The organism is Sphingobium yanoikuyae, from assembly GCF_013001025.1.
Classification (GTDB): domain Bacteria; phylum Pseudomonadota; class Alphaproteobacteria; order Sphingomonadales; family Sphingomonadaceae; genus Sphingobium; species Sphingobium yanoikuyae_A.
The window spans coordinates 2,069,895-2,088,579 of record NZ_CP053021.1 but is presented as its reverse complement, the minus strand read 5'-3'; the positions used below and the strand labels follow the sequence as shown (position 1 = coordinate 2,088,579).

The 18,685-nt window shown below is 64.5% G+C and carries 16 protein-coding genes; 9 read left to right on the top strand and 7 right to left on the bottom strand.

The genetic code is table 11. The features are described 5' to 3' along the window. Positions 1–58: 58 nt before the first annotated feature. Positions 59–1,981: a potassium transporter Kup gene (locus HH800_RS10320; RefSeq protein ID WP_125985953.1), complete on the top strand. Its 1,923-nt coding sequence runs from the start codon at positions 59–61 to the stop codon at positions 1,979–1,981. A gap of 6 nt (positions 1,982–1,987) precedes the next feature. Here the strand turns inward: HH800_RS10320 and HH800_RS10315 are convergent, their stop codons facing one another. After that, positions 1,988–3,055 carry a PA0069 family radical SAM protein gene (locus HH800_RS10315; protein ID WP_169861002.1) on the bottom strand — a complete coding sequence of 356 codons (1,068 nt, stop codon included), beginning with the start codon at positions 3,053–3,055 and terminating at the stop codon, positions 1,988–1,990. A gap of 86 nt (positions 3,056–3,141) precedes the next feature. Here HH800_RS10315 and HH800_RS10310 point away from each other — a divergent pair, with 86 nt between their 5' ends. Then, on the top strand, positions 3,142–3,654 hold the full coding sequence (locus tag HH800_RS10310; protein ID WP_010337870.1) for a YbjN domain-containing protein: 513 nt from the start codon (positions 3,142–3,144) through the stop codon (positions 3,652–3,654). 60 nt (positions 3,655–3,714) lie between these two features. On the opposite strand, the gene moaB is transcribed toward HH800_RS10310, so the two are convergent. From moaB to HH800_RS10295, 3 genes are read right to left on the bottom strand one after another with little or no spacing between them, the layout of a single operon-like run. Further along, a complete protein-coding gene (gene moaB / locus HH800_RS10305; RefSeq protein WP_169861001.1) occupies positions 3,715–4,242 on the bottom strand; it encodes a molybdenum cofactor biosynthesis protein B in 528 nt (175 codons plus the stop codon). Continuing rightward, entirely contained in the window at positions 4,242–6,029 is a 1,788-nt protein-coding gene (locus tag HH800_RS10300; RefSeq protein WP_169861000.1) for a lytic transglycosylase domain-containing protein, read from the bottom strand. The genes moaB and HH800_RS10300 overlap by 1 nt, the downstream gene beginning before the upstream one ends. Then, positions 6,026–6,808: a uracil-DNA glycosylase family protein gene (locus HH800_RS10295; RefSeq protein WP_169860999.1), complete on the bottom strand. Its 783-nt coding sequence runs from the start codon at positions 6,806–6,808 to the stop codon at positions 6,026–6,028. The genes HH800_RS10300 and HH800_RS10295 overlap by 4 nt, the downstream gene beginning before the upstream one ends. Positions 6,809–6,889: 81 nt before the next feature. Between HH800_RS10295 and HH800_RS10290 the strand changes: the two genes are divergently transcribed. From HH800_RS10290 to HH800_RS10260, 7 genes are read left to right on the top strand one after another with little or no spacing between them, the layout of a single operon-like run. Then, positions 6,890–8,542, top strand: coding sequence for an electron transfer flavoprotein-ubiquinone oxidoreductase (locus tag HH800_RS10290; RefSeq protein WP_169860998.1), 1,653 nt, complete (start codon positions 6,890–6,892; stop codon positions 8,540–8,542). Between the two features lie 25 nt (positions 8,543–8,567). After that, entirely contained in the window at positions 8,568–10,184 is a 1,617-nt protein-coding gene (locus tag HH800_RS10285) for a tetratricopeptide repeat protein (RefSeq protein WP_169860997.1), read from the top strand. Between the two features lie 17 nt (positions 10,185–10,201). Continuing rightward, positions 10,202–11,062 (top strand): 4-(cytidine 5'-diphospho)-2-C-methyl-D-erythritol kinase, encoded by an 861-nt coding sequence (locus HH800_RS10280; RefSeq protein WP_268932923.1) that lies wholly within the window; start codon positions 10,202–10,204, stop codon positions 11,060–11,062. Continuing rightward, positions 11,059–11,775 carry an N-formylglutamate amidohydrolase gene (locus HH800_RS10275; protein WP_169860996.1) on the top strand — a complete coding sequence of 239 codons (717 nt, stop codon included), beginning with the start codon at positions 11,059–11,061 and terminating at the stop codon, positions 11,773–11,775. The genes HH800_RS10280 and HH800_RS10275 overlap by 4 nt, the downstream gene beginning before the upstream one ends. Positions 11,776–11,827: 52 nt before the next feature. Further along, a complete protein-coding gene (locus tag HH800_RS10270; protein ID WP_169860995.1) occupies positions 11,828–12,184 on the top strand; it encodes a hypothetical protein in 357 nt (118 codons plus the stop codon). Further along, a complete protein-coding gene (locus HH800_RS10265; RefSeq protein ID WP_169860994.1) occupies positions 12,184–13,575 on the top strand; it encodes an NAD(P)H-hydrate dehydratase in 1,392 nt (463 codons plus the stop codon). The genes HH800_RS10270 and HH800_RS10265 overlap by 1 nt, the downstream gene beginning before the upstream one ends. Next, on the top strand, positions 13,572–14,777 hold the full coding sequence (locus tag HH800_RS10260) for a class I SAM-dependent RNA methyltransferase (protein WP_169860993.1): 1,206 nt from the start codon (positions 13,572–13,574) through the stop codon (positions 14,775–14,777). The genes HH800_RS10265 and HH800_RS10260 overlap by 4 nt, the downstream gene beginning before the upstream one ends. A 163-nt stretch (positions 14,778–14,940) precedes the next feature. Here the strand turns inward: HH800_RS10260 and HH800_RS10255 are convergent, their stop codons facing one another. From HH800_RS10255 to HH800_RS10245, 3 genes are all read right to left on the bottom strand, one after another. Then, a complete protein-coding gene (locus HH800_RS10255) occupies positions 14,941–16,134 on the bottom strand; it encodes a type III PLP-dependent enzyme (protein ID WP_004207266.1) in 1,194 nt (397 codons plus the stop codon). Between the two features lie 260 nt (positions 16,135–16,394). Next, positions 16,395–17,567, bottom strand: a complete 1,173-nt coding sequence (locus HH800_RS10250; RefSeq protein WP_169860992.1) for a carboxynorspermidine decarboxylase — start codon at positions 17,565–17,567, stop codon at positions 16,395–16,397. Between the two features lie 7 nt (positions 17,568–17,574). Then, complete coding sequence (locus HH800_RS10245) at positions 17,575–18,654, bottom strand: alpha/beta fold hydrolase (RefSeq protein WP_169860991.1); 1,080 nt, start codon at positions 18,652–18,654, stop codon at positions 17,575–17,577. Positions 18,655–18,685 lie beyond the last annotated feature (31 nt).

The window sequence follows — 18,685 nt, the reverse complement described above, 5'->3', positions numbered from 1 at the left end:
AATGAGAATTGCCCTGGCAAGGGTTGCGACATGATATTGATGATCGAGCATTTCCTTCATGGCTGATGACAGCGCGGTCGCCGTCCCCGAAGACGGCGAGCAGGATGGGCATGGCCATGCCCGCCAGAAAGCCACGGCCAAGCTGGTCGTCGGCGCGATCGGTATCGTCTTCGGCGATATCGGCACCAGCCCGCTCTACGCCTTCCGCGAAACTTTTGCGGGGCACCATCATCTTGACCTTGATCCCGACCATATATTGGGCGTCATCAGCCTGATGTTCTGGTCGATGATGCTGGTCGTGACGCTCAAATATGTCAGCATCATCATGCGCGCCGACAATAAGGGCGAGGGCGGTAGCCTGGCGCTGCTGGCGCTGATCAACGGCCAGACCAAGACGCAGCGCTGGTCGCGTGGCATCGTGCTGCTGGGCGTGTTCGCGACGGCTCTCTTCTACGGCGATTCGATGATCACGCCGGCGGTTTCCGTGCTGTCGGCGGTGGAAGGCCTGGCGGTCTATAATGCCAATCTGGCGCCGGCGATCCTGCCGGTTGCGGTGCTGATCCTGCTCGGCCTGTTCTGGATCCAGGGCCTGGGGACCAACAAGGTTGCGACCCTGTTCGGGCCGATCATGCTGATATATTTCGTGACGATCGCGTCGCTTGGCGTGCTCAGCATCGTCAAGACGCCGGGCATTCTCTACGCCTTCAATCCCTATTGGGCGGTGATGTTCTTTGCCACCGATCCGCTGCCCGCCTTCCTGGCGCTGGGCTCGGTCGTGCTGGCGGTGACGGGCGCCGAAGCGCTCTATGCCGATATGGGCCATTTCGGCCGCAGCCCGATCCGCGTCTCCTGGCTGATCTTCGTGCTGCCGGCGCTGATGCTCAACTATATGGGGCAGGGCGCACTGCTCTTCCGTGAGGGCGCTGCGGCGCTGCACAGCCCCTTCTACAATCTCGCGCCGCAATGGATGCAGTTGCCGCTGATCGGCCTTGCCACGCTGGCGGCGATCATCGCCTCGCAGGCCGTGATATCCGGCGCTTTCTCGGTCACACAGCAGGCGATCCAACTCGGCTTCATGCCGCGTCTGCGGATCGAGCATACCAGCGCCTCGACGGCCGGCCAGATCTACATTCCCCTGATCAACTGGGGGCTGATGGTGATGGTCATCCTGCTGGTGCTGGTTTTCAAGACCTCGTCCAACCTGACCGCGGCTTATGGCATTGCCGTCACCGGTGCGATGTTCATCGACAATGTGCTGCTGACCGTGGTGCTTTACCGCCTGTGGCACTGGAAATGGTATTATGCCGCGCCGCTGCTTGCCGTCTTCTACCTGGTCGATGGCGCCTATCTGGCGGCCAATCTGACCAAGGTGCCCGACGGCGGCTGGTTCCCGCTGCTGATCGGCTTCGTCGTCTTCACCTTGCTGACCACCTGGTCTCGTGGGCGCCGGCTGGTGCAGGAACGGCTGCGCGAGGCAGCGATGCCGATCCCGGTATTCGTGGCTTCGGCCGCCAACAGCGCGGTGCGCGTGCCGGGCACCGCTGTCTTCATGACCTCGACGCCCGATGGCGTGCCGCATGCGCTGCTGCATAATCTCAAGCACAACAAGGTGCTGCATGAGAGGGTGATCCTGTTGACGGTCAAGATCAAGGATGTGCCGGTGGTCGAGGATGACGGCCGGTGCAAGCTGGAGGATCTGGGGCGCGGCTTCTTCCGTCTGGTGCTGCAATATGGCTTCATGCAGGAGCCGGATGTTCCGGCCGCGCTCAAGAATGTCACCGGTTGTGGCCAGGCGTTCAAGATGATGGACACCAGCTTCTTCCTGGCGCGCCAGACGCTGCTGCCTTCGGCCAATCCCGGCATGCCGCTGTGGCGCGAGAAGATCTTCGCCTGGATGCTCCGCAACGCGGAAAGTGCGATGGAGTTCTTCCGTCTGCCGACCAATCGCGTGGTCGAACTGGGTAGCCAGGTCGAGATTTAGGGGCGCTTAGAAGAGCTGCATCTGGGCACCCTCGGGCGGCCGGAACAGATCGGTGCGGACGCTGATTCGCGCCTGGCCCAGATTGGCCTTGCGGCGGGCCTTGGTGAAGCGGGCGCGGGTCAGGTCGGCCCAGACGCCCTGGCCGCGCATCCGGCTGCCGAAATCGGGATCATTGTCGCGGCCGCCGCGAATGTCCCGGATCATCGCCATCACCTTGCCGGCGCGATCGGGATAATGGGTTTCCAGCCAGGCGCGGAACAACGGTGCGACCTCATCCGGCAGGCGGACCAGGATGTAGTTGACGTCCTGCGCGCCGGCCATGGCGAGCCGCGCCACCACCTGTTCGATCTCATGGTCGTTGATTGCCGGGATGATCGGCGACATGTTGGCCGATACCGGCACACCGGCTTCAGTCAGGCGAGCGATCGCGGCGATCCGCCGTTCGGGATGGGGCGCGCGCGGCTCCAGCGTACGGGCGACCTTGGGATCAAGCGAGGTGACCGAAATCATCACCGCGACCAGATTGTCGCGCGCCAGATCGGCAAGCAGGTCGATGTCGCGCAGGATGCGGTCGGACTTGGTGGTGATGAAGACCGGATGGCGGCATTCCACCATCACCTCCAGCAATTGGCGCGTGATCTCCCAATCCTTCTCGATCGGCTGATAGGGATCGGTATTCGTGCCCATGGCGATGGGCGAGACGCTGTAATTACCGCGCGCCAGTTCCTTGCGCAGCAGCGCCGCCGCGTCCGGCTTGGCGAACAGGCGTGTTTCGAAATCCAGCCCCGGCGACAGATCATGATAGGCGTGGGTCGGCCGGGCAAAGCAATAGATGCAGCCATGCTCGCAGCCGGCATAGGCGTTGATCGACTGGGAGAAGGCGATGTCGGGCGACGTGTTGCGCGAGATGATCGTACGCGGCGTGATCAGCGAGACGCTGGTGCGCAGTTTCTGGGCCGGTCCGTCGATCGCTTCCACGGCGTCGAGCCAGTCGCCGTCCGCCTCGCGCGCGGCCAGGTTGAACCGGCTGCTTGCCTGGTTGTGCGTTGCGCCGCGTCCGGGAATAATCGCCATCTTGAAATAAGAACATATCATGAACTCATTGACAAGGCCGCTTCGGACGCGTCATGGCTGCCCCCTAGAAAGCAGGGGGAAATATCATGCGTGCCTGGTGGCTTGTTCCGGCTCTGATGATGATGGCAGGCGCGGCCGATGCCGCGACGCCGACGACGGATTGTGCCGCAAATATGGTCTGCGCCAGCCGACCCCAGTCGGTGGCCGATGCGTTGCAGGCGGCAGGTTACAAGGCGGCGCTGACCAAGAGCAAGTCAACCGGCAATCCGATGATCGAGAGCGCTGCCAGCGGCTATAATTTCACCATCTATTTCTATGGCTGCGAAGAGATGAAGGACTGCAACTCGTTGCAGTTCGGTATCAATTTCGCGGATGATGGCGGCAACACGGTCGAGCTGGCGAACAAGTGGAACCAGTCCAAGCGCTTCATCCAGATGTCGCTGGCCGACGACAAGACGCTGGACGTGTCCTATGACGTCAGCACGATCGGCGGTCTCAACCAGGAGAATTTCGCCGACGTGGTCGACTGGTGGTCAGTGATGCTCGGCGAACTCAGCAAATTCTTCAAGGAGAACCCGGCGCCCACGCTCAAGAAGTGAAGGGGCGCGGGCCGGAACCGTAACGAAAAATCGCCCTTTTGCGATTTTCCAAACAGCCGCTCAGCGCTCGGTGAGGCGCGGCATCAGTTCGACGAAATTGCAGGGGCGGAACCGGCTGTCGAGCTGGCTGGCGAGAATGCCGTCCCAGGCGTCGCGGACCGCGCCGGTCGAGCCGGGCAGGGCGAAGATATAGGTGCCGCGCGCGACGCAGGCGGTGGCGCGCGACTGGATGGTCGAGGTGCCGATCGACTGATAGCTGAGCCACCGGAAGAGTTCGCCGAAACCGGGAATTTCCTTGTCCTGCACCTGGGCCAGTGCCTCGGGCGTGACGTCCCGGCCGGTGACGCCGGTGCCGCCAGTGGTCAGGATCACATCGACCTGCGGATCGTCGATCCAGGCTTGAAGGCGCGCGACGATGGCGCGGCGATCATCGATAACGATCAGCCGGTCGGCCAGGACATGACCTGCGCCGGTCAGGCGCTCGACCAGCGTGTCGCCGGACCGGTCATCGGCCAAGGTGCGGGTGTCGGAAACGGTCAGGACGGCGATGCGGACGGGCAGGAAGGTCCGGCCCTCGTCGATCGGCATCAGTCCGATCCGCCGGCGAGCATCGCCCGGCCATCGGCCTTGCTGAGACGCACCAGCTTGACGCCCTTGGCATTGGGAAAGGTTGGCCACATGCCCTGCGCCATACCGGTCAGGCAATCCGCCTCGCCCTTTGCCTGGATCTGGTACATCCAATAGTTGCGCATGACGATGTTCACATAGGCGCGGGTTTCATAATAGGGCAGGGATTCGATGAAGAGCAGGGGATCGCCCTTGTCCTTCACCTCGCTGTTCCAGCGTTCGACCGGCAGCGGGCCGGCATTATAGGCGGCCATCACCTTGGGCAGCAGGCCGCCCGTCGCGCTCATGTCGCGGAGCGATTCCAGATAGCGCTGGCCATATTCCATGTTGGTGGACGGCACGAACAGCTGCGATGCGTTGGACAGGCCGACATCGCCGGCGGTTCCGGGGCGGACCTGCATCAGGCCGCGGGCGCCGGCGCTGGAGACGACGTCCGAACGGAAGCCGGATTCCTGCAGCGTATGGGCGTAGATCAGCGACGGGTCGACACGCCAGCCGCCGTCCGGCCGCCAGGCCGGCGCCGGGAAGCGGGCGAAACTGTCGGGCTGCTTGCCGGCCGGGCCATTATGGGCGAGCCAGAGCTGGGTTGCGGGCAGGTTGAGCGCGCTGGCCAGGCGGAGCAGCGCATCATATTGGGTCGTGCCGCCAAGCTTCGCCTGATAGCGCAAAATCTCGTCGGCGCGGCCATTCTCGCCAATATCGGCCAGCGCGATCGCGCTGCGGACATTGGGGCTGTCTTTGAGCTGGCGCCAGTCATTGTCGCTGAAACGCGCGTTCATGGTCGCGCCGCCCAGTGGCATGCCCAGGCTCTCGCGGGCGAGCAGGCCATAGAATGTCTCGTCGGATCGCGCCGCGAGCTTCAGCATATTCTCGACCTTCTCGGCCTCGCCGCAGACCATATAGGCGCGCGATGCCCAATAGGCGCCGGCCGCGCGCATGTCGGCGTCGCCCGCCAGTGCGGCGACATTGGCGAAGGCCGGGGCGGCAGCGCGGCAATCATTCTGGCGCCAGGCGGCCAGGCCCGTGGTCCAGTGTGCCTGCACGGTCCAGTCGCCGCCGGTACGAGTTTCGAGCGCACGCGCAGCCATGCGGCGCGCGTTGAGATCGTCGCTTTCGATATAATAGGCCCAGGCGACACGCTGGCGCACCTCGGTCAGGCCTTCGGGCGTCAGGCCCGCTTCGCCAGCGGTGAGCAAGCCTTCCGCGCCGGCCGGATCATCATTCTTGATGAAGGTCAGGATCTGGGCCGACAGGCTCTGGGCCAGAACGTCCGTCTTGCTGCCGCTGACATATTGGCGGCGGGGTGCTGAGCCCAGCCATACCAGCTTCTGGACCTGCGGCAGATCGGGCAGGATGGTCGCGCCGCGCTTCTGCGCCAGGCGGGAAAGCTGGTCGGCCTTGGGCAGCCAGGCTGCCTTGTTGACGAGGTCGAGCAGGTCGAACAGCTCGACACGCGGCGACCCCTTGGCAAGATAAAGTTCTGACAGGGCGAGCGGACGGACCGCATCCTGCGGGTCGAGTGCCAGGATCATCGCCTTGGCATCCGACCATTTCTGGTCACGCAGGGCGGCGAAGATGGCATTGTAGCGCGCCTTGTCGCCATCGGACAGCTGCAGCGGCGTGGCGGCGGCGGCGCTGTTCGGCAAGAGGGGGAGGGTTTCGGCCGCCTTGGCGCCGGCCGGGATCGCCAGCGCCGCGCTCATGCTGAGCAGGGCAAGGCTGGAAATGCGGGTTGCAACGCGAATCACGGGCGGTCTTCCTCAATCAGGCTTTGCAGGGCGCGCCAGCATTCCGCCTTGGCCGCGGGCTGGCTGAGCAGCAGGCGCGGATGGAATGTGGCAATGGCGGGCACAGTGCCGCCATCATGGTTAAAGGGGTGTAAACCGGCGGGCCGGTCGGCGCCATCGGTCGGAAGCAGCGCACGGGCCGTCCGATCGCCCAACAGGAGCAGGCGGCGCGGCGCAGCGAGATGGACATGGAGCCTGATGCGATCGGCGACATGAGCCAGATCGCTTGCCTCCACCATGCCGCCGGCGGGGCGGACGGTGAACAGTGAGGCTAGGCAGATATCGTCACGGCGCAGGCCGATGGCTCGCATCATGGCGTCGAACAGAGTGCCGGCGCGATCGGCGAACAAATGGCCCGCGCCGGCATCTGCCATGTCGGGCATGTCGGTGATGACCATCAGCGATGCTTCGGCCGGGCCGGTCGGCAGGATCGGGGTGCCGGGCCATTTGCGTTCGGGCTGGGCCGAATCACTGGCAAGCCATTCGAGATAGGCGTCGAGCGTCTTGGGTTTTTCGGGCGGCGGCGGAGCAAAGGCCTTCGCAGCCTGCTCGGCCAGCTGTGCGCGCGTCGGCTGCGGCCGCAACCAGTTGACTGGAGCTTCCGCTACGGCGCCATCCACCCCCGCCAGCGACCACCACGCCAGATAGGCGTCAGGCGCTGCGGCTCCAAAGTCCCGCTCTAATCCCCGCATCACGATGCCCTTGGGCCAGAGGTTGACGCGAGGGTCAAGAATCTTCATCGCGTGGAATGTCAAAACGTTGGAGTAATAAGGCGACCGGATGGCCGGACATGTGCTGGCGGGCGCCTTTATGGAGGGATTATGAGCGAACGGGATTCGATGCCCTATGACATCGTCATCGTCGGTGGGGGACCGGCTGGCCTGTCTGCAGCAATCCGGCTGAAGCAACTGGCCAATGCCGCCGGGCAGGAACTGGCCGTCTGCGTGCTGGAAAAGGGGTCGGAAATCGGCGCCCATATCCTGTCGGGCGCGGTGGTCGATCCCAGGGCGCTGGATGAGCTGATCCCCGACTGGAAGGAACAGGGCTGCCCGATGGCCGATGTTCCGGTCACCGACAATCAGCATTGGGTCTTGTCCAAGGCTGGCAAGATGGCGATGCCGCACATCATGACGCCGGGCTGGATGCACAACAAGGGCACCTATACCGGATCGCTGGGCAATTTGTGCCGCTGGCTGGCCGAGCAGGCCGAGGGGCTGGGCGTCGAAATCTTCCCCGGCTTCGCCGCCGCCGAAATCCTCTACAATGAGGATGGCAGCGTGAAGGGCGTCGCGACCGGCGACATGGGCATCGCCCGTGATGGCGAGCGCAAGGCGGACTATCAGCCAGGCCTGGAACTGCACGCCAAATATACCTTCTTTGCGGAGGGCGCGCGCGGCCACCTGACCAAGATCCTCAAGCGCCAGTTTGACCTGGAGGCCGATTGCGAGCCGCAGGTCTATGGCCTGGGGATGAAGGAATTGTGGGACATCGATCCCGCCAAGCATCAGTCGGGTCTTGTCATCCATACGCAGGGATGGCCGCTAACTGACGCATATGGCGGTGGTTTTCTCTATCATCAGGCCAATGGCCAGGTTGCGCTCGGCTTCGTCGTGGGCCTGGGCTATCGCAACCCGCACCTCTATCCGTTCGAGGAATTCCAGCGCTGGAAGCAGCATCCGGAAATCCGCAAGTTTCTGGAGGGCGGCCGCCGCGTTTCCTATGGCGCGCGCGCGATCAACGAGGGCGGCTGGCAGTCGATCCCCAAGCTGGTCTTCCCCGGTGGCGCGCTGATCGGTTGCTCGGCCGGATTCGTCAATGTGCCGCGCATCAAGGGCAGCCATACCGCGATGAAGTCGGGCATGCTGGCCGCCGAGGCCGCGTTCGAGGCGATCCAGGACGAGCGCGCGCGCGACGTGCTGCACGATTATGAGGATCGGCTGCGTTCCTGCTGGATCGCGGACGAACTGAAACTGGTGAAGAATGCCGAGCCGCTGCTGGCCAAGTTCGGCAACACCATCGGCACGCTGCTGGCCGGCATCGACATGTGGATGCGCACGCTCAAGATCGGCCTGCCTTTCACCATGAAGCACAAGCCCGATTGCGAGAAATTGTGGCGCAAGGACCAGTGCGAGAAGATCGCCTATCCCAAGCCCGATGGCGTGATCAGTTTCGATCGTCTGTCCTCTGTGTTCCTGTCGAACACCAATCATGAGGAGGACCAGCCGGTCCATCTGCAGTTGAAGGATCCGTCGGTCCCCATTTCCTACAATCTGCCCCTTTATGACGAGCCGGCTCAGCGTTATTGTCCTGCCGGTGTCTATGAAGTGGTCGGTCTGGATGAAGGGGAGCCTCGCTTCCAGATCAACGCGCAGAATTGCGTCCACTGCAAGACATGCGACATCAAGGACCCGACCCAGAATATCAACTGGGTCGTGCCCGAGGGCGGCGGAGGACCGAATTATCCGAACATGTAGGGGCCTGATTCCAGGACTGTTGCTGATGCTGCCGGCTGTGGCCGGCGCATCGGTCGATCCCGATATGGCCTTGCATGCCTACGCCCGCGCGCGCCTTGCCGATGGTGAAGGCGCGCTGGGCGTTGCGGTCGACAGCTATCGTGTGGCCCTCGCCGGCGACCCGACCAGCCTCGCCATTGCCCGCCGTTCCTATGTCCAGGCACTGGAAAGCGGCGACATGCCGCTGGCATTGCAATCGGCCGCGTTGCTGGATGAGGGCGGCATGCTGCCGCGGGACGGCACCTTGCTGCGGATTTGCGACGCATTGGGCCGCAAGGATTGGGCGACGGCGCAGACCTTCACCGATCGCTTGGTGGAGGAGGGCAATTTCTCCTTCCTCGCCCCGATCGTGCAAAGCTGGATATCGCTGGGCCAGCGCCGCTATGTGGCGCCCGTCATCGACAGCAAGGACAAGTTCGGGGCGCTGGGCGCCCGCTATCTCGACGAGCATCTGGCGTTGCAGGCCATGGCACGGGGTGACAAGGAAGAGGCCATTGGCGCGATGCGCCGTGCTTTGGCCTTGCGCGTGACGGACGACGAAGCGCTGCGCCTGACCTTCGCCGCGCAACTGGCCGGGCGCCGGGCGAAGGCGGATGCCCTGGCCCTGCTGCCCGCCGATGAGGCGAGCTTCGCCAAGGCCCGTACGGACGTTGTCCGCGGCAAGGTGCCGGGAGCGATTGCCGCGCCCTTCACACCCAAGCAGGGCTTTGCGCAATTGTTGGCCCGCCTCGCGGTCGACATCGCGTCCGATGAAACAGGCACGGCGCTGGGCATTCGCCTGGCGCGGATCGCGACCTTTGCCGATCCGGCCGCTGCCGAGCCGCATCTGGTGGCGGCGAAACTGCTGGTGGCGGGTGATCTCGCCAATTATGCGGCGGCGGAAGCGCGCAAGCTGCCAGTCACTGGCTGGTATGGCGCGCTCGCCCAGGCGGAACTGGTCGAGGCACTGGCGGCCTCGGGGGATCGCGACGGTGCGATTGCACTGGCGCAAAGCCTAGCATCGGCTCCCAATGCCGAGCCGGAACGCCTTGTAAGACTTGGACGATTGCTGGCGGATTCGGGAGATTTCGACGGCGCTGCGTCGGCTTTCCATCGTGCGCAGGCGGGCTATTCGGCTGACAGCCTGCCTTGGGCGCTGCTGCTGTTCGAAGGCAGCGCGCTGGAACAGGGCAAGCGGTGGGACGAGGCCCGCGCGGTGCTCGAAAAAGCGGCCGTCATGGCCCCGAATGAACCGGTCATCCTCAATTATCTTGGCTATGCCCAGATCGAACGGCGGCAGAATGTCGATGTGGCGCTCGACCTGCTGAAAAAGGCGAGCGCGCTCAAGCCGCAGGATGCGTCGATCACGGACTCGCTTGGCTGGGCCAAGTTCGTGACCGGGGACGTCAAGGGCGCAGTCCCGGTGCTGGAACGCGCCGCAGCCGGAGCGCCCGGTGATGCCACGATCAACGAACATCTGGGCGACGCATTGTGGACCGCCGGTCGCCGCTATGAAGCGCGCTACGCCTGGCGCGCAGCGGCGGTCTTCGCGGAGGGGGATGTCGCCAATCGGCTTGACGCCAAGGCCCGCGAAGGGCTGAAACCCGAATATGCAGCGCCCTGATATTGTATCGAAATCCTGTGAATATATCCGGACAACTAACTGAAATTGCTTACGCAAAAGTCAATTTGGCTTTGCACGTGCGCGAGCGCCGCGCGGATGGCTATCATGCGCTGGAAAGCCTGTTCGTCTTTGCCGAGGATGGGGATATTCTCCATGCCCGGCAGCGCGACGACGGCGTCATCACGCTCGCCGTGGAAGGCTCTTGCAGCGCGGGCCTGAGCGGCGACGATGACAATCTGGTCATGCGAGCGGCGCGGCGCCTTCAGGCGGCCACAGGGGTAACGGTCGGCGCCGATATTCGGCTCGACAAGCGACTGCCGGTTGCATCCGGCATTGGTGGTGGCTCGGCGGACGCCGCCGCGACGCTGCGATTGCTGACGCGTCTCTGGAACTTCGCGGTAGAAGATACTGTATTACAGCAATTATCCCTGTTGCTTGGCTCGGACGTGCCGGCCTGCTTGGCCAGTACCACGCAGTTGGTGCGCGGCCGTGGCGAACTGCTGGAGGCGCAGGCGCTGGATGACCTATCGTGCCGGCCGATGCTGCTGGTCAATCCGAGGGTCGGCGTGTCGACGGCATCGGTCTTTGCCGGCTGGGACAGGATCGATCGCGGCCCGCTCGACGCGCTGGATATTGACGGGCTTGCGCGTTCCGGCCGCAATGATCTGGAGGCGCCGGCCCGGCTGTTGGCGCCGGTGATCGGTGATGTGCTGCAGGCGTTGCAGGCGCAAGCTCCCCGGCTGGTGCGCATGTCCGGATCGGGCGCGACCTGTTTTGCGCTGTTCGATGACGGGCAGGCCATGGCGCAGGCCGCGGCGGCCCTGCGCCGCGATCATCCGGATTGGTGGGTGATGGAAACGAGGATCAGGACATCATGAGCGAAGCCTTCACCACCGTGCGCGAGGGCGATCTCGACCTGCTGATCATCGTCGATCATGCCTCGGCCCATGTCCCCGACGATATCGACCTGGGCATCGATCCGGCGCTGCTTCGCGAACATATCGCGATCGACATAGGTGTGGCGGAGGTCAGCCAGTTGCTCGCGGCGCAACTGAACTGCTCGGCGATCCTGGCCGGCATCTCCCGCCTGGTCATCGACCTCAATCGTGAAGAGGATGCGCCCGGCCTGCTGTCGGTGATGAGTGACGGCCATGCCATTCCGGGTAATCGCGACGCCGATCTGGCCGAACGGATGCGCCGCTTCCATCATCCCTATCATCATCAGGTGGCGGCCATGCTTGGCGGCATGACGTCACCCTTCATCCTGTCCATGCATAGTTTCACGCCGCGCCTGGCGAGCGATCCGGCGCAGCAGCGGCCCTGGGACATCGGCATTCTCTATAATCAGGATGATCGGGCGGCGCGGATCGCCATTCCGATGCTGGAGGCGGCGGGGCTGAATGTAGGCGACCAACTGCCCTATTCGGGGCAATTGCTCAACGCGACCATGAACCGCCATGCGGAAGGCAATGGCATCCCCTATCTGGGGATCGAGATGCGGCAGGATCTGGTTGGCGATGCTGCCGGGCAGCGCCGCTTTGCCGATCTGCTCGGGCCGATCGTGCTGGAATGCCGTAACCGGCTGAGTTGATGGTCGGGCCTGGCGCGCCGGGCCATAGAGGATGTCGAAAGGGGATGTTCTGATGGGGCTGCGATTGTCTGGCGCACTGATGCTGGCGGGGCTGGCCTTGGCGGGATGTGACGGCAAGGGCGGCGGGAGCGGGGCGATCGCCGATGACGACAACTTGATCGACTGCGCTATCGGCAAGGGCGATTGGTCGCGAGAATGTGGCGTCGAACGCGAGGGCGGCCTGCTGACCCTGCGTCATCCCGACGGCGGGTTCCGGCGGCTAAGGATCGTGCAGGACGGGCGTGGCCTGGTTTCGGCCGATGGCGCCGAGGAGGCAAAGCTCACCATTATCGGCAAGGGACTGGTCGAAGTGGCGATCGGTGCCGACCAGTATCGGCTGCCCGCTACTGTGGCGGCCAAGCCGAATTGATGGCACTCGACCCGATATTGACGGCAGCAGCCATGAGCGCGGCCGAGCAGGCGGCGTTCGATGCTGGCGTCCATCCCTATGAACTGATGGAACGAGCCGGTGCGGCGGCGGCGCAGATCATCTGGCGTGCCGGGCATCGACGGGACGCGCTGATCCTCTGTGGTCCTGGAAACAACGGCGGTGATGGTTTTGTTATTGCCCGTATATTGCGCGAACTGGGCGTGCCGGCGCGGGTCGCCTCCCTGGGGGACAGCCGAACCGCATCGGCCCAGCGGGCCAGGGCATTATGGGACGGCCCGGTAGAGGCGCTGGCGGATGCCGCGCCGGCGGCACAACTGGTCGACGCGCTGTTCGGCACGGGGCTGACGCGCGGCCTGGATGCGGCGGTAGCGGAACGCTTGGGCGCATTGGTGGCGCATGCCAATCACAGCTATGCGATAGACCTGCCGAGCGGCGTGGGGACGGATGACGGCCAGCTATTGTCGGCGGTGCCGAAGTTCGACGTGACGATCGCATTGGGCGCGTTCAAGTCCGCGCATCTGTTGCAGCCGGCGGCCAGCCTCATGGGAAAGTTGGTGCGGGCGGACATCGGCCTCGCCATGCCGCAGGATGTGCATGCGCTCGCACCGCCGCAGCTTCGCGCGCCTGTCGCCGCTGCGCATAAATATAGCCGAGGTCTGGTCGGCGTTGTCGGCGGTCTTATGCCGGGCGCGGCGGCGCTGGCGGCAGCCGCGGCGGCCCATTCCGGTGCCGGCATGGTGAGGCGCTATGACGCTTCGCCATGCGAGTCTGGGCCGCACGCCATCGTTCATCAGCAGATTGAGGATGTCACTGTCCTGAGCGATGCTCTTTCCGACCCTCGGCTGGCGGCCGTGCTGGTCGGTCCGGGATTGGGTCGGGAGGATGGGGCGCAGGCGGGGCTTGATGTTGCGCTGGCATGCGGGCGGCCGCTGGTGCTGGACGCCGATGCACTGACGTTGTTGTCCGGCAAAGCTGAGAGCCATGTCCCGGCCGGATCGGTCCTCACCCCGCATGAGGGCGAATTCGTCCGGCTTTTCGGCGATCTGCCGGGCAGCAAGATCGACCGGGCGCTGGCCGGCGCGCGCATGACAAGGTCGGTTGTCGTCTATAAGGGCGCGGATAGCGTGATCGCCGCGCCGGATGGCCGGGTAGCCGTGGCGCGGAGCGCTTCGACCTGGCTGTCCACCGCCGGCACGGGCGATGTGCTGGCTGGCCTGGCGGCCGGGCGACTGGCCGTGACCGGCGATCCGTTTCGTGCAGCGTGCGAGGCGGTGTGGCTGCATGGGGAGGCTGCGCGCCGGGCCGGGGCGGCGTTTGTCGCGGATGATTTGCTTGCCGCGCTTCCAGCCGCTATCGGCTCGCGGCTGTGACCCAAGATAATGATCTCATCCTCCGCATCGCCGCCAAGGGCGATGGCGTCACCGCCGATGGGCGGCATTTCGCACTGGTAGCGCCGGGCGACCGGATCGCTGCCGACGGCAGCATCATCGCCGGCCCGCACCATGTCGACGCGCCCTGCGTCCATTTTCCCGGCTGCGGTGGCTGCGAGCTGCAGCAGATTGACGAGCCGAGCCTCGCTGATTTCGTCAGCGCCCGCGTGACCGGTGCGCTGGCCGGGCAGGGCGTGGTGCCGCAGACGGTGCTGCCGGCCCATGTTTCGCCACCGCGCACGCGTCGCCGCGCCTCGCTGCGCGCCTCGCGGCAGGGCAAGCGGATCACCATCGGCTTTGCGGAGCAGGGTAGCCATGTGCTGGTCGATCTGACGATGTGCGAGATCCTCGATCCGCGCCTGTTCGCGCTGATCGCGCCGCTGCGGACGATGCTGCTGACCTGCCTGCCCGACAAGCGCGCCGCGCATGTGCGCATGTCGCTGACCGATCAGGGCGTCGACCTGTTGCTGGAAGGCGTGAAGGTCGAGGGGCTGGCGGCGGACGAGGCGCTGGGTGATTTTGCCTGCGGACACTCTCTGGCGCGGCTGACCATCGACCAGGGCGATGGCCCGGAGACGCGCTGGGAGCCGGAGCCGGTAACCGTCAGCTTTGGAGGCGTAGCGGTGGGCTTCCCTCCCTATTCCTTCCTGCAGGCGACGCCGGATGGCGAGGCGGCGCTGGTCAAGGCAGTGCAGGATGCGTTGCCCGCGACCGGCGCGGTCGCCGACCTGTTCTGCGGTCTTGGCACCTTTGCGCTGGCGATCGGCGCCAATCGGCCGGTCTATGCGGCGGAGGGTGCGCGCGATCTGGTGTTGTCGCTGAAACTCGCCGGCCATCGCGCGCAGCGGCGCATGGTGGCGGATCATCGCGACCTGTTCCGCCGTCCGCTGACGCTGGAGGAACTGAACCGCTTTGCTGCCGTGGTGATCGATCCGCCCCGTGCGGGTGCGCGTGAGCAGGCGATGCAATTGGCGCAGTCGACCGTGCCGCTGATCGCCTATGTCTCGTGCAATCCGGGCAGCTTCGCCCGCGACGCCGCGCATCTGGTGGCGGGTGGCTATGTGCTCGACAGCGTCATGCCGGTCGGCCAGTTCCGCTGGTCCACCCATGTCGAACTGGTCGGGATTTTCCGGCGCCCCTGAGCGATTTCCTACGAAGTTCACACCGTCGTGGAGGGGTAAAATGCCCCAAAGAAAATCCCTCGCTGCGAGGGGGCGGCAGCGAGGGATATAGTCTTTCGTTCGATCCTCGGCCTATGCGGGCCGTTGGACGGGCATCCTCTCCTAAAGGGGAGCGGTGCCCGTCTTAACCGAGCTTGATGACAGTTGCGCGACGACGGGCCGGCAGCGTTTCGGCATAGAGGCTGGCCATCGGCTCGTCCGACACTTCGATCGTCGATTCCGACGTGAAGCCGTTGAAGCCGGTGCGCATTGCCGCGCCATAGGCGCCGAGCATGCCGATCTCGATATAGTCGCCGACCTTCACGTCCGCCGGGAGCATGAACGGGCCGACCATATGGTCCATGTCATCGCAGGTCGGGCCATAGAAGGAGAAGCCTTCCAGCTCTTCCTCGCTCTCATCCTCGCGCAGAAGGGCGACGGGGAAGCGCCAGCCGATATGCGCGGCATCGAACAGCGCGCCATAAGCGCCGTCGTTGATGTAGAGTTCCTGGCCACGGCGGCGTTCGACGCGCACGATGATCGAGCTATATTCCGCCGACAGCGCGCGGCCGGGTTCACACCACAGTTCCGACGAGTAGCTGACCGGCAGGCTTTCGAAGCCGCGGTGGATCGCCTCGAAATAATTTTCGAGCGCGACCGGCTCCATGCCCGGATATATGGACGGGAAGCCGCCGCCGACATCGATGATGTCGACCGTGACGGCCGCATCGACGATCGCGGCGCGCACGCGCTCGATCGCATCGCTATAGGCCTGGGGGCTCATCGCCTGGCTGCCGACATGGAAGCAGATGCCCAGCGCATCGGCAGCCTGACGGGTTGCCATCAGCAGTTCGCGGGTCTCGCCCAGCTCCGCGCCGAACTTCGACGCTAGGCTGAGTTCCGAATGTTCGGACGAAACGCGCAGGCGCACGCACAGCTCCAGATCGGTCGCATCACCGGTGGCGCGCATGATCTTTTCCAGCTCGTCGATCGTGTCGAGCGAGAAGGTGCGCACGCCATGGACATGGTAAGCTTCTGCGATTGCTTCCTCGGCCTTGACCGGGTGCATGAAGCAGAGCTTGGCCTTGCCTTCGAGCGTTTCGGCAACGAGACGCACTTCGGCAATTGAAGCCACGTCGAAATGCGTGATGCCCGAATCGAAAAGCGTACGGATCAGATCAGGAGACGGATTCGCCTTGACTGCATAGAGCGAGCGACCCGGAAACTTCTCAGTGAAGAAACGGGCGGCCCGAGCTGCGGCTTCGGGACGGATCAGCGTTACCGGTGCTGCCGGTGTGAGGGCGGTCGCTACCCCCAGCGCGCTATGATGCTTGTGCAACTCAAGGGACCTCCAGTGTAGTTCAGGGCGAAAAAGCTGCCTTGCGGTGGAAGTCCCATGGGGCAGCGAGCGGCCGATATATGCGGTGGGGTCCCCCCTGTAAAGCGCATATGAAAATTTTGTTGCGCAGCCTGCTATGAAACGTGCGTCATGCTGGATGGGCTGTTGAAAAGACAGGATATTTCGGCCGGACGAAAGATAGTTTCCACGGAATTAACGTGGAAATTCACACGCCCGGCCGGGCAGAAACAGGAATGGAATCAGGACAGCCGGCCCTTGAAATCCGCATAGGAAAAGCTGCGGATTTCCCGGAGTTCATCGCTCGCGGAATTCCACAGCCAGATGGCGGGCAGGGGCACGCCGTTGAAGGTGTTGGTCTTCACCATCGAATAATGGGCCTGGTCCAGGAAGGCGATGCGGGCGCCGGGTTCGGCGCCGCCGGGCACCCGATAATCGCCGATGATATCACCCGCCAGGCAGGATGGACCGCCCAGGCGCGTGACCGGGCCGCCTTCCTGCTCATGCAGCATGGCGGGGCGATAGGGTGCCTCGATCACGTCGGGCATGTGGCAGGTGGCGCTGATGTCGGTGATGGCGACGGGCATGCCATTGTCGATCACGTCAAGGATCTCGCCGACCAGGATGCCGGCATCGAGCGCCATCGCCTCGCCCGGCTCGATATAGAGTTCAAGGCCCGTCTGCGCCTTGATCGCCTGAAGGAAGGCGATCAGCTCGTCGATCTGGTAGTCGGCGCGGGTGACATGGTGGCCACCGCCGAAGTTCAGCCATTTGAGGCCGGCGACATGGGGCATAACGAACGGCTCGATCGCCGACCAGGTGCGCTGGAGCGGCAGGAAATCCTGTTCGCACAGATTGTGGACGTGGAGGCCGGCCACCCCGTCCAGATGCTCTGCGCGCAACTGGTCGACCGGGAAGCCCAGGCGGCTGTGCGGCTGCGAGGGGTCATATTTGGGCACCTCGCCCTCCGGGTGGAGGGGGTTGATGCGCAGGCCGATGTCGAAGACGCGACCGTCGGCGCGGGCGGCATCGATCACCGGCTTCATCCGGGCGATCTGGCCGGGGCTGTTGAAGATCACATGGTCGGAAATCTTGAGGATTTCGGCCAGATCGTCGGGCTTGTAGGCGGCGCAATAGGTTGCGACCTCGCCCTGATATTCTTCGCGGCCAAGGCGCGCTTCATAGATGCCCGAGGCGCAGACGCCGTCGAGATATTCGCCCAGCACGCCGCCCAGCGACCACATGGAAAAGGCCTTGAGCGCGCCCAGCACCTTGATGCCGGCGCGGTCGCCGATATCGCGCAGCACCGACAGGTTGCGTCGCACCGCCGCTTCATCGACGACGAAGGCGGGGGATGGGACGCGGTACAAGTCGAAATGGGCGAAAGCGGCGGGATCGCCAGCCTTGGTTTCCATGAAATTATTACTCCTGATCCGCCAGCGGGCGGACATCGTTGATCAGGGCCTTGAGGACCAGGCCGGGTTCCTCGACCATCGGCATATGGGCCGAATGCTCGAACCAGATGGTCTTCTTGGCGGGGGCTTTCAACCGGTCCATCCACTGCGCGGCGAGCGGCGAGGGTACGGTATAGTCGGTGCGGCCGAGCAGCATGATGACCGGCAGCTTCATCTCGTGGACCTTGGCGAAGCTGACATCGGCGACGCGCGGCCACAGGGTAGTGGTCGAAAATTCGCTGCCCGTGCCCCAGGCCTTGCGGTCTTCGGGCGTATAGTCGGGCGACAGGCGCGGCGTCTGGAAATAGAGCGTCGGGTCGGGCCGGTCGGCCATCAGCGAGCCATAGGGAATGGCGTAGCGGCGCCAGCCGTCCGCCTTGTCGATCGTGAACGGCCCGCTGTCGGGATAGGGGGTGAGCGCCTCTATCGCCTTTACGGCATCGGTGTTGCCGGCCTTCTTGGCCTGCGCGATGGTCCAGTCCATGCCCATGCGTTCGCCGGCGCGGAAGTCGATCGCCTGCCCCATGCCGACGTAGGCGTAGAGCAGGTCGGGGCGCTTGATTGCGACCGATAGGCCGACCGCCGAGCCCCAGCTATGGCCGAGCAGGAAGACCTTGCGCTTGCCATAGCGAGCCTTGAGATAATCGATCAGTTCGATCGCATCGTCACGATAGCGATCCAGCGTCATGGTCGGCGCGAGCGCCTTGGGATCGTTGAGCGCATAGCTTTTGCCTGCGCCGCGCTGGTCCCACTGGACGACGGTAAAGAAATCCTCCCATGGCCGCTGGAACGACCAGGCGAAGGGCATTTCCACCGCGCCGGGGCCGCCATGGACATAGAGGAGGATCGGATTGGCGCGATCGGCGCCCCGCACATTGATCGCCTGCCGTGCGCCGCCCAAGGTCACGACCAGATTTTCCTGCACGCCGTTCGGCGTCACAATCCGGTTGACGTCGGCGACGATGGCCTTGGCCGGGGCGTAGGGATCGGCGGACTGCTGCGCCGATGCGGCAGGAACCAATAGAGAAAGGGCCAGAACGGCCCACATGGGGTTTCGCATTCCAGCCCACTCCGTCATC